This is a genomic window from Rhodoferax sp. OV413, from assembly GCF_945881795.1.
Lineage (GTDB): Bacteria > Pseudomonadota > Gammaproteobacteria > Burkholderiales > Burkholderiaceae_C > Allorhodoferax.
Map to the genome: position 1 here is coordinate 1 of NZ_CAMCVG010000073.1, position 11,098 is coordinate 11,098.

Here is an 11,098-nt window from a genome sequence, read left to right on the forward strand (position 1 = left end):
CAATCGAAGAGCCAGATTACCTGGTAGAGCAACAGAAATTGGTTCGCCAGTTGCTGGTTCATTTGGATCATCTTGCTTGGACCGATAGGCGCTGAAGGCCCAGCACCAGACGCTGCAGTCGATGTTCAGCCATATGCTGTGCCCGGGCTCAAAACGCAACTTCACGGCAAGAAAATCTGTACAGCCTGTGAGCAGGCTAACCAGCGCGAGGACTGCATATGCAGATTGCGGCTTGTTGCGGCTCTCTAGGTGCTTGACCAACTGTCTGGTCATCAATGAGAGATCGTCAGAGTCGATGTAGTCGCGCGTGACAAAGCCCAGCTTCTCGCTGAAACTGGTGTAGTCACTGCTTGCCAGGCGTGAGCCAATATCGGGCAGGAGGTCATCCCTTTTCTGTGGACTTTCTTCAGATGCCGGCACTGTCGCTGCATCGCTGTCAGTCGTTTCCTTGTCGTTTGGTTGACGCAGAAGGCCACTATCGATGCTGGATTTGTCCAGTGATGCACCTGTCACAACTTCCTGAATATGGCGATATGGACTGTAGATTGGGCTGCGCAGGACATGCAGGGCCGCTGAAAGAAACGAGAAGTGGACAGCTCGCGGGTCAATGGACTCGCAAAGGTGAGCTATACCTGTTCCATCCAGCAAGTCGAGCGTCAACAAGGTGTTCCAGGTGTGGGATCGCCGGCCTTTGCCACGCTGGGTGTTTCTAAGTATGTTTGCCCCTTCTATCAGGGCGGGACTTACTCGTGCATTTGTCGTCGCCGCCGCAGCAATCGTTCGACCAATTAGAATGCTCAGCTTCCGTTCAAGCTCGCCGGGCGATACGGAACGTCGCCAAGTTGCTAGGCGACTTTGTGCGGTGCCGTCCGTCGATGACGGTCGATACCAGCGCGCCGCGTCGGCAGAACCGGTTGCGGCTTGTTCGCTGAAGGCTGCGCGCAGGTCATCAGCGACTGATTTCCATTCAAAAAGATTCTGATCATAGAAGTGACTTGCGGCTAGATTCAGGCAGTCACTGGCCGCAGAGAGTGCGGATGCGATTCCGCTTAAATCTTCAGGGACGTGCAAAGCCACCCTGAGCGATTGCAGGGCAGAAATTAGACGTGGTTCAAGCGTCAGATTTTGGTCGGGCATGGCGCATCACGCGCATAGCTGCGCGTGCCTTGGAAAGGGTTTCGGATGTGTGCCGCACTTGGCGGTGAATCCGGGCGCAATTGCCCGCCCGACTGAGCGCTCTTAAAGAGCTGCCCAGTGGTGACCGATGCTGGTCAGGTATAGGCTGAACTTTGCTCTTGCGAGACAGGCCCGTTCAGCTGCCTTAATGCTAGTTTATATCAATTATTAATGAGAGGGCACCCAATGGTCGCAACGGCCTGCTGATGCATTTGCCGCATAGCTTGAGCGTGACAAAAATTTGCTGTTTAATGGGGGTTAAACGATTTTGGTCACGCTAGTTTTTCATTCTGTTCTCTTTATACTGAGGCCATGCCGCCGAACTAAACCAAACAAGCTACATGTTTGGTTTGTAGCCTCATAACCCAAAGGTCGGAGGTTCAAATCCTCCTCGCGCAACCAACAAGATGGCGGTATCCCGCTGCAGTAAACGCCCACCTTGTGTAGGCGTTTCTGTTTTGTGGACCACTTTGGAACGGTCTTAATAGTTCTGCCAGTGGATCAGATATCAGGCCAATAGGCCAAAAGACATACCATGAAAAGCGCTGAAAAAAATCAGGTGATGAATTGTTAATAATTGCCCCTTTTACAGCACGCAATACTCTCGACAAATTTAGCCCAAGCGCAGCTACTCGTAGTGTCTGCCGAGCACCATCAACTCCGGCGTACCTATCAGCTCGTTCAGTGCATTAAAGTCCAGCATGCTCTTCTTCCAACCCGTTGAAGTCTGGTACTGCTGGAGGTTGGAGTAGTAGCCTTGAAGGGTGTGCGCCACAGCGCGAACAGTGCCACCGGGAAAGATGACGATTCGAAAGCCTTGTTCCTGCAAGGCTGTGACGCTCTGCACGGGGGTCTTGCCACCTTCCACCATATTGGCAAGTAGTGGGATGCGCGCTCCAAAACGCGCGCAGGCGGCGTCCATTTCCTCGGGCGTACGCAGGGCTTCGATGAAGAGCGCGTCAACACCACAATCCAAGTAGGCTTCAGCACGGTCGAAGGCTGCCTCTAGCCCCTCAACTGCCAATGCGTCGGTGCGCGCGAGGATCAAGGTGTCTTCATTCGTGCGCGCGTCAAGAGCTGCCTTGAGTTTGCCCGTCATCTCCTTGGTAGTCACCACGGTCTTGCCATCAAGGTGACCACAGCGTTTGGGGAAGGTTTGGTCTTCTAACTGGATCATGGCCGCACCGGCACGCTCAAATTCGCGCACAGTGCGTCGGGTATTAAGTGCGTTGCCAAAGCCAGTGTCAGCGTCCACGATCACTGGAACGGGCACACGCTCGGTGATACGTGAAAGTGTAGCGGCCACTTCGCTGCAGGTGGTCAATCCCACGTCAGAGCGCCCCAGAAGCGTATAGGCGATCGATGCACCCGAGAGGTACAGCGCTTCAAAGCCCGATTGTGCAGCTACCAGCGCACTCAGTGCGTCATATACGCCGGGAGCGAGCAAAGCATGAGGTTGTGAGAGACGTTGTTTGAGCGTAATGGTCAATTCAAGATCTCCAGAAAAGTCTAGGCAGTAAGCTATAAAAGTTTAGGCAGTCGGCCGGAACAGGTATTGCCCGCGGGGTTTACCCAGCACTTCGCCACTTTCATAAATCTTCTCGCCACGGAGCCAGGTTGAGTGAACACTGGCCGAGAGCTCAAGACCTTCGAAAGGGGTGTAGCCTTGGGTGGAAGGCGAGTCCTTGGCGCGGATGGTCCATGTCTTGGCAGGGTTGACCAGAGCGATGTCGGCGTCAAAGCCTTCGGCAATGTCACCCTTGCTGTTCAATCCGTAGCGCTGCGCCGGGTTCCAGCTGAGGACACGCGCCATGTGGTTGTAATCCATACCGCGACGCGTACCCTCGCTCACGAGTGCGGGAAGCAAGTATTCGCTGCCACCGAAGCCGCTCTTAGCCATCCAAATGTTGCCGAAGTAGTGGCGCGGAATCTTCATTTCGTGGCGGCAGCAGGCATGATCGCTCACCACCCAGTCGAGCTCGCCGGCAAGCAGCGCATCCCACAAAAATTCAACGTCCTCGCGCGGGCGGATCGGTGGGTTGACCTTGGCTAGTTCAGCAGCCTTGCTGTTAATGTCCAGCATCAGGTGGCCAATCGTCACCTCACGCTTGAAGTCGATGTGCGGAAAGGTATCGGCCATCATCATCGCGGCCTGCACCGCCTTGCGTGAGGAAAGGTGCAGCAGGTTGATGTTGGGCAGCGCGGTTTCGTGCGCTAGGTAACTTGCGATGAACACGGCCAGCCCTTCGGAGTGCTGTGGCCGCGACGCGCTATAGGCAGCCAAGCCGCTGAGAGACTTGTCCTTTTCCACCAGCTTGGTGTAAGCCGTCATGACTTCGGCGGTCTCGCAGTGCAACGAGAGCGATATCTGCCGGGCCCGCTCTGGAAACTGCTCGCGCGCGGCCTGAATGGCGCGCATGATGAACTCAAAGTGAGCGTAGTCGTAACGCTCGCTCTCGCCGATCATCAAAAAGTCTTTTTGGGTGTTCGATGCGCCGTGCAGACCGTGCGATCCGTAAAACATGAAGATCTTGAAGCTGGAAACGCCATGCTTCTCGATAAGCTCAGGGATTTCCTTAATGTGGGTGCTGTCCATGGGCGCAAGGTGGAAACCGTAGTCCACATGAAACTTACCACGAGCGATCTTGAGAACCTCGGGGTAGAACTTCTTGTAGGGGCCGCCCTTGTTTAGGTAGTACTGCCCAGTGCGAAAGTAATTTAAGCTCGATGTAACGCCACCCATTGCAGCAGCCTTACTTTCTGTCACGGCGTCCTCGGCCAGCGGCGAGTAGATGCCGCTGTGCATATGCGCATCAACTACGCCTGGAAATGCCAGGTACCCCATGCCGTCCTGAACCTTCTTTGCCCGGGAAACGTCGATTCCAGGGGCCACCAGTGCAAACTTGCCTGCATTTACGGCAATATCGCTTTCATGCACCACGTTGCCATGGGGGCGAACCAGGCGTACGTTCTTGATTAGTAGGTCAAATTCGGGTTGAGTCATGCTAAGTCTTAAGTTAGATCATTCGACTGAAATGCGGCCGGCATTGATGATGGGCCCCCATTTTCGGCTCTCAGCCTGAATGAAGGCTAAATAGTCAGAGCCACCTAGAGGCAGCGGGGTCATACCCAGATCGGTCAGGCGGGTCTGCATATCGGGCGCATTGATGATGGACTGAATTTCGATCTGCAGCCGCCGCGCAATTTCTGCAGGCAGCCGAGCAGGTGCAGATATTCCGAACCAAGCGCTACCTGAGACGCCGGGCACTGTTTCATTAAGGGTGGGCACCTCAGGAAAAGAGCCGCTGCGCTTCTCGCCGCTGACTGAAAGCAGGCGCAACTTACCGCTGCGCACGTAGCCAGTGGCGGTGACCAAGCTTTCAAACATGCCGTCAAGTTGGCCGCCCATCAGGTCTGTGATGGCCGGTCCGGACCCCTTGTAAGGTACATGGACCATATCGATGCCAGCAGCCTGCTTGAGCAGTTCGCCCGTAAGGAAACCCGAACTGCCCAATCCTGCCGATGCATAGTTCATCGCACCAGGCTTGGCCTTCGCCATAGCAACAAATTCGGCCATAGTCCGAGCAGGGTGGTCCTGGCGCACCACAAAACCATTGGGAAAGGTGCCCAGTAAAACGATGTGGGTAAAGTCCTTTAGCGGGTCATAGGGCACGCTGTTTCGCATCAACGGGCCCGGCGCGATAGCAGGATTTGCCGCCACCACTAGGGTGTAGCCGTCGGGCGCTGCCTTGGCCACGCTGTTAGTGCCAAGTAAGGAGGCCACGCCAGGGCGGTTTTCGACCACCACCGAGGACTTGAGTGCATCGGACAGGCGCTGGCTCAAAAGTCGGGCGATAACGTCGGTCGATCCGCCGGGCGGGAATGGGACAACCAGCTTTATGGGCCGTTCTGGGTAGGCTTGTGCCCATAAAGCTGCCGGTAGCGCGATAGCGCTTGCAGCGGCTAAGCAGAGGGTTTGAGCCAATACTTGGCATACGCCGCGGCGTGTAGACTTATTTCTCATGACATATTCTCCTAAAGTGCTTGTGGCCGGTGCAGGCCCTGTTGGTCTTACGGCCGCCCTCGCTCTGGCCGATGCTGGTGTGCCGGTGCAGGTGATTGAATCCGCCAGCGGGATTGAAGACGACTTGAGAGCCTCGACCTTCCATCCCCCCACATTGGATATGTTGGACGCCTTTGGCATCACCCAGATCCTGCTGGAGCAGGGGCTTGTCTGCCCGGAATGGCAGGTTCGCTTGCACCCATTGGGTGAGTGCGCGCGCTTTAATCTGTCTGTGCTGTCCGATGTGACAGCTCATCCCTATCGTCTGCAATGCGAACAATACAAGCTTTCTCGTGCGCTGCTGGCCAAGCTGGCCGACTACCCGCATGCTGAGGTGCGTTTTGGCACCGCTGTGTCCGACGCCGCACAGGATGCCGACGGTGTACGGCTGGAACTGACGCATTGCGACGGCAGCGAAACACTGCGCGGCAGCTGGCTGATCGGCGCGGATGGCTCGCGAAGCTTGGTACGCAAGGCTCTGGGAGTGGCCTTCGAAGGCAAGACATACCCTGAAACCACAATCCTTGCCACCACCACTTTTGCTTTTGAAGATCACCTGACCGGACTGTCTAACGTGACCTACTGCTGGCAGGTGGGCGCGGGCAACTTCAGCCTGCTCAAGGTGCCTGGGCGATGGCGTGTTTCGATCTACCCTGACGAAAACCGGCCAATTGAAGACTCGCTCACGCCTGAAGCCATCGAGGCGGCTTTGCAGGCCATCGTGCCCAGCTCCCAGGCCTATCCCGTGATGGAAGTGCGCCCTTACCGTGTACACCAACGCATTGCCTCCTCCTACGGTGCGGGACGTATCTGGCTGGCTGGAGACGCCGCGCATCTCAACAGCCCGGCTGGCGGCATGGGAATGAATGGCGGCGTTCACGATGCGCTGAACCTGGCAGCTCGTTTGGTACGCGTGATGCGGGGTGAGTCGGTCGAACTGCTGTCTCAGTACGAACGCCAGCGACGACCGATAGCACTTGACCAGATCCTCAAACAGGCTGACGCCAATCGGGCTCGCATGCGCGAGCGTGATCCAGCCGCAAGGCGCGATGCCCTGCACAAACTCCAAGCGATTGCCGCAGACCCCGCTGAATTGCGTCAGCACCTGCTGCGCACCTCGATGATCGAAGGGTTGAGGCAAAGCGAGCAGATTGTCTGAATCAAGTATCGAAAACAAACTCATAAGTAGCCGCGCCATGGAGCTTCAACATCTAGTAAAGCGGCTAGCACATCAGATTCACTTTTCGGCGCATGCACTGCACACTGCAGGGCCCATGCAAGACAGAGGTTGGACGAAAGTACAGGTACCGGTAGCGACAGTTGTGCAATAAGGCGCAATGTGGGCATGCCGGTGCCGCTGAGAAGCACGGCATCACAGCCGCGCAGCTCTAGTTGGTCAAAGATCTCCAGTACCCGCGCAGTGCTCAACTTGTAAATATTGCGGGTATCCAAGAGGTCCTCCGGCAGGCTGGCAACTGAAAGCATTTCCAATCCACATTCCCTCCAGTAATCTTGGCCTGCCGCAGACAACCAGGCGGGGTATGGCGAGAGCAGCGCAATTCGGCGTGCGCCCAGGTTTTGCAGCGCCCGCGCAATGGCGTCTGCGGCTCCCAACACAGGGTAGCCTCGACCAGCCGATAGCACAGCGAGCCGTCGTTGGTCTTCTTGGCGGCCAACCAAGTAACTGGAGCCTGTGCAGGCAAAACCGGCCGCCTGTACAGGGGCCACGTCAAATCGATCCAGCGTTTGAGCAAGCGTATCGAAGTAATCCACAAGGCGGGCGCGCGAGTCCTGTAACGGACTTGTCATACGAGCTGCCAAAAGGCTATAGCAGGCGCTCATCAGTGCCTGCATTTCTGGCTCCACCGTAGTATTTGCCTGCGGTACGGAAATGGCGACCACCGGACCGTATTCTGGAGAAAGGGCTGCATTAACCATGGGCAATCCCTGCGGCGTCACGCTCACGGGCTAGGCGTTGCTTTAGGCTGGGCAAAAGACCGCCGGCGCGCGCCATTTGTAGCAGGAAATCCGGTACAGGCTCACAGTCAAGCCTTGCGCCGGATTGCAAAATAATTGCCGAGCCGCTTCCATCCAGTGCGAGACGCTCTTCTTTTTGGAGCCTTTCCGCTTGGGTACAGGTCAACAGCAACAGCCCAAGGTTGAATGCATTACGAAAAAAAAGGCCGCCATAAGATGGAGCGATGACTGCCGCAATACCTAGTTGCACCAGAGCCGCCGCCGCTTGCTCGCGTGAAGACCCGATGCCGAAGTTGGGGCCCGCCACGATCACGTCGCCTGGTCGCACTTCCCTGGCAAATGCCGGTAGCAGGTTTTCAAGGCTGTGTTGTGCAACCACGTCGATGCCATACTGCATCCATGCACCGGGCGCAAGCGCGTCGGTATCCACGTCAGCCCCAAGGTGCCAGATCCTGTGTGAAACGATCATTGCAACACCTCTCGTGGATCGGTGATGTAGCCCCGTAGCGCGGACGCTGCAACTGTGTAGGGTGAGCCAAGAAATACTTGGGTGCTGGCCGGCCCCATACGTCCTCGAAAATTACGAGCTGTGCTCGATATAACGGTCTGGTTCTCTGTAAAACTATCACCGTAGCCTGCGCAGGCACCGCAGGTACTGGGCAAAATGCTGGCCCCGGCATCGATGAGAGACTGCAGGGTGCCATCTGCTTCAGCATGAGCGCGGTCCTTGAGGCTTGCCGGCGCCACCATAAGATGCACGCTGGGTGCAATCTTGCGGCCACGCAACACTTCGGCGGCGAAATGCAGATCTTCCAGCTTGGCTCCGGTGCAGGCGCCTATGTAGGCCACGTCGATTCGCGTGCTGGAGTGCTCGGCCAGCGTCACGCCGCGAGCGGGGCTGTGTGGCGCTGCCAGCTGCGGACTTAGTGTGCTGGCGTCCAAGTCGTGTTGCTGGTCGGCGCTGCCCGGGTCGGACTGCAGCGTACCAAGGTCTATCGGAATCGCGGCACCTGCCTGCGTCAGCCACTCACGGGTGACAACGTCGGGCGCTACTAGGCCAGTCTGTGCTCCAAGTTCGGCGCTCATGTTGCACAGAGTCATCCGCTCCTGCATAGGCAAGGCCCGCACGGCACTGCCGGCGAATTCGACCGCCTGGTAGTTTGCGCCGTTGATGCCAAAACGGGCAATCATGGACAAGATCATGTCTTTGGCACAGACACCCGCGGCCAGCCGCCCCGACCAATTCATGGCGATGGTTTTAGGCACACTCAACCAAATTTCACCGGTTACCACCACGCCCAGCATCTCGGTGCTGCCGATACCGAACATGTAGGCCCCAAAGGCGCCCCCAGTTGGCGAATGCGAATCGCCCCCCACACAAAACATCCCAGGGGCAATGTGGCCATGCTCAGGCACCACTAAGTGGCATATACCCAGACCATCGTACACATAGGGTAGGGCCTGCTCATTTGCCCAGTCCCGCGCAATACGCACGATCTTGCGCGACTCCTCGTTGCGCTCGGGCAAGTAGTGATCCATGACCAGCACGACCCGAGACTTATCCCATATCTGAGCGCCCAGTTCCTCTAGCATTGGCTTGAGACGTCGCGGACCGGAGGAGTCGTGGAACATAGCGAGGTCCACGCGGCAATTGACAATCTCGCCCACGCGAACAGTGTCTCGACCAGCGGCACGGGCAATGATTTTCTGGGCAAGTGACTGGGGTTTGATCATTCGGGTTTTGCCCCGGAAAATTTCACTACTCGTCGCCAACGCGTGATCTCGGCCTGCACGAAGCGGCCGAATTCTTCGGGTGCGTTGCCTACCGGGTTATAGCCTTCTGTTTCGAACCGGCGCAGCACCTCGGGGGCGGCTACGGCCTGGCGAGTTGCATCCGATAGAACGCTGGTAAGAGCTGCGTCCATGCGTCCAGGCGCAAACAGACCAAACCAGGCGCTGGACTCATAGCCAGGCAGTACCTCGTTGATCGCGGGAACTTCCGGAAATGCCGGTAGACGTTTTGCACTGGTCACACCCAGCGCACGCAGTTTGCCTGCCCTGATGTGGGTATGCGCATTGCCTACAGCGGCAAACATGAGCTCGACTTGACCGGCAAGCACGTCTTGGATGGCGGGGGCTGTTCCTCGATAGGGAATATTGACAATGTAGACGCCCGACTGCATCTTAAAAGCGTCGCCCGCCAGATGTAAAGATGAGCCAATGGCACCAATTGCAAAGTTCAGGCGGCCGGGTTTGGCTCGGGCCAGCTCAATGAGTTCACGCACATCTCTAGCTGGCAGTGACGGGTGTGCCACTAGGACCGAAGGCGAAGTAGCTACGCAGGTTAAAGGTGTGAAGTCTCTTACCGGGTCGAACGGTAGATTGGAGTAGAGCGAGGCATTGATCGCATGGCTGGTGAAGCTCATGAGCAGGGTGTTGCCATCAGGGGCTGCCTTAGCCACCGCTTCTGCTGCAATGTTTCCCCCGGCGCCTGGCTTGTTCTCTACGATCACTCTGCGACCCAGTAGCCGGCTTAGCTCCTGCGCAAGTACCCTGGCTAAGGTGTCTGTGGAGCCGCCAGCTGGTGCTCCGACCAAAATACGTATTGGCGTTGGTGATTGAGCTTGCGCACCCATCAGAACAAAATCCAACGCAATACAAGCACTGGCGGCAAGTGCTATACGGCGATTCATACTAACCCTCTGCTCTCCGATAAGGACGAACATTTCTTTGACCGGTGGCCCTTAGACATGTGCATGAAAGCGACCATGTGTGAATGCTAGGGTGATGGCAATATCCAGTCAATAAGACTCTTAAACAAACATCACTAGCGTTTACCCTTGTCGTCTCGCAGCGAAGCTGAGCTTTTTTGCGAGATGCTGATGTGCATGTTGAGAATTAAGTGAAGATTCATTTCTCAAAGCCTCAACCTATGATGCATCTAACGCCCACCTTGTGTGAGCGTTTTTGTTTTGTTGACCAATGGTCCTCGGGACCAATTTAAACTCCAGCTGTGGTTACCCAACCTAAAACCATCCACGGACAAAATCAAAGCACATCAAAGCACATCAAAGGAGACTACTACATGAAAATCAAAACCACGTTTGTCACGCTGCTTGCCACTGCAGCACTTGTTCCAACGTTTGCTATGGCCCAGACCAGCGGCAAGCTGAAGGTGGGGCTAATGCTGCCCTACACGGGGACCTTTGCCTCTTTAGGCAACGCCATTGAAAACGGCTTTAAGTTGTATGTGGCAGAACAGGGCGGCAAGATTGCAGGGCGCGAGGTTGAGTTTGTCAAAGTGGACGACGAGTCCGACCCTTCTAAAGCAACCGACAACGTCAACAAGTTGGTCAAGCGTGACAACGTAGACGTGTTAATCGGCTCCGTGCATTCCGGTGTGGCCATGGCCATGGCTAAGGTGGCCAAAGACAGCGGAACCTTGCTGATCGTGCCCAACGCAGGAGCAGACGCGGTGACTGGCCCCATGTGCGCCACGAACATTTACCGGAGTTCGTTTTCAAACTGGCAGCCTGGTTACGCCATGGGCGAAGTGATGGCCAAAAAAGGCATTAAAAAAGTGGCCACCATCACATGGAAATACGCCGCAGGTGATGAATCGGTAAAGGGTTTTAAAGAAGCGTTTGAAAAAGGTGGCGGTACGGTGGTCAAAGAGTTGAGCCTACCATTTCCTAATGTGGAGTTTCAGGCCTTGTTGACAGACATTGCCGCAAGCAAGCCCGATGCAGTGTTCACCTTCTTTGCAGGCGGTGGTGCCGTGAAGTTTGTCAAAGATTACGCTGCCGCAGGCTTGAACAAAGCCATTCCACTTTATGGTTCAGGCTTTTTGACAGACGGCAACTTGGAAGCGCAGGGCGCAGA

10 protein-coding genes are annotated in these 11,098 nt (G+C 56.2%); 2 read left to right on the top strand and 8 right to left on the bottom strand.

Annotated elements, in window-relative coordinates; genetic code table 11:
* The 4 genes from Q0O05_RS09370 to Q0O05_RS09385 form a co-directional block, all read right to left on the bottom strand.
* Positions 1-1,137, bottom strand: a 1,137-nt coding sequence (locus tag Q0O05_RS09370) for a hypothetical protein (protein ID WP_293662402.1), incomplete at its 3' end; no start/stop codon positions are given.
* A gap of 667 nt (positions 1,138-1,804) precedes the next feature.
* Positions 1,805-2,665, bottom strand: a complete 861-nt coding sequence (locus Q0O05_RS09375) for an isocitrate lyase/phosphoenolpyruvate mutase family protein (RefSeq protein WP_293662403.1) — start codon at positions 2,663-2,665, stop codon at positions 1,805-1,807.
* Positions 2,666-2,707: 42 nt separating this feature from the next.
* Complete coding sequence (locus Q0O05_RS09380; protein WP_293662405.1) at positions 2,708-4,180, bottom strand: dihydroorotase family protein; 1,473 nt, start codon at positions 4,178-4,180, stop codon at positions 2,708-2,710.
* Between the two features lie 18 nt (positions 4,181-4,198).
* On the bottom strand, positions 4,199-5,380 hold the full coding sequence (locus Q0O05_RS09385) for a tripartite tricarboxylate transporter substrate binding protein (protein WP_293662406.1): 1,182 nt from the start codon (positions 5,378-5,380) through the stop codon (positions 4,199-4,201).
* On the opposite strand from Q0O05_RS09385, the gene Q0O05_RS09390 reads away from it, so the two are divergent.
* Positions 5,265-6,398, top strand: coding sequence for an NAD(P)/FAD-dependent oxidoreductase (locus tag Q0O05_RS09390; RefSeq protein ID WP_293662411.1), 1,134 nt, complete (start codon positions 5,265-5,267; stop codon positions 6,396-6,398). The genes Q0O05_RS09385 and Q0O05_RS09390 overlap by 116 nt on opposite strands.
* 20 nt (positions 6,399-6,418) lie before the next feature.
* Here the strand turns inward: Q0O05_RS09390 and Q0O05_RS09395 are convergent, their stop codons facing one another.
* The 4 genes from Q0O05_RS09395 to Q0O05_RS09410 are packed head-to-tail and all read right to left on the bottom strand — an operon-like array spanning position 6,419 to position 9,852.
* Complete coding sequence (locus tag Q0O05_RS09395; protein WP_293662408.1) at positions 6,419-7,177, bottom strand: aspartate/glutamate racemase family protein; 759 nt, start codon at positions 7,175-7,177, stop codon at positions 6,419-6,421.
* Positions 7,170-7,685 (bottom strand): 3-isopropylmalate dehydratase, encoded by a 516-nt coding sequence (locus Q0O05_RS09400; protein ID WP_293662410.1) that lies wholly within the window; start codon positions 7,683-7,685, stop codon positions 7,170-7,172. Before Q0O05_RS09400 ends, Q0O05_RS09395 begins: the two co-directional genes overlap by 8 nt.
* A complete protein-coding gene (locus tag Q0O05_RS09405) occupies positions 7,682-8,947 on the bottom strand; it encodes a 3-isopropylmalate dehydratase large subunit (protein ID WP_293662413.1) in 1,266 nt (421 codons plus the stop codon). Before Q0O05_RS09405 ends, Q0O05_RS09400 begins: the two co-directional genes overlap by 4 nt.
* Positions 8,947-9,852: a tripartite tricarboxylate transporter substrate binding protein gene (locus tag Q0O05_RS09410; RefSeq protein ID WP_293662415.1), complete on the bottom strand. Its 906-nt coding sequence runs from the start codon at positions 9,850-9,852 to the stop codon at positions 8,947-8,949. Before Q0O05_RS09410 ends, Q0O05_RS09405 begins: the two co-directional genes overlap by 1 nt.
* 512 nt (positions 9,853-10,364) lie before the next feature.
* Between Q0O05_RS09410 and Q0O05_RS09415 the strand changes: the two genes are divergently transcribed.
* The coding region (locus Q0O05_RS09415; RefSeq protein WP_293662417.1) for a penicillin-binding protein activator at positions 10,365-11,098 on the top strand (734 nt) is incomplete at its 3' end.